We start from the raw sequence: 370 nt of genomic DNA on the forward strand, positions 1-370 counted from the left end.
ACAAGGTAGCCCTAGGGGAACCTGGGGCTGGATCACCTCCTTATACGATTTAGAACTAATTTGTTCGCAGTGTCCACACAGATGATTGTTGATTATGAAATAGAGAACAAACGTCATTGTTTGGGTCTGTAGCTCAGCTGGTTAGAGCGCACGCCTGATAAGCGTGAGGTCGGTAGTTCAAGTCTACTCAGACCCACCACTTTGCTTCACAGCAAAGACCGGTTATAAACAATGCACGTATCCTAGTAATGTGGGGCTATAGCTCAGCTGGGAGAGCGCCTGCCTTGCACGCAGGAGGTCAGCAGTTCGATCCTGCTTAGCTCCACCACTTTACTACTCCTTCTTATAGATAAACATTCTTTCGGGGAAA

The 370-nt window shown here is 47.6% G+C and carries 2 tRNA genes; both read left to right on the forward strand.

The window, feature by feature from the left end:
- Positions 1-122 precede the first annotated feature (122 nt).
- Positions 123-199, forward strand: a tRNA-Ile gene (locus tag C2M34_RS06025).
- 53 nt (positions 200-252) lie between these two features.
- Positions 253-328: transfer RNA gene (locus C2M34_RS06030), tRNA-Ala, on the forward strand.
- Positions 329-370: the final 42 nt, after the last annotated feature.

Origin of the sequence: Pseudoalteromonas sp. T1lg88 (assembly GCF_002964765.1) — a bacterium.
GTDB lineage: Bacteria > Pseudomonadota > Gammaproteobacteria > Enterobacterales > Alteromonadaceae > Pseudoalteromonas.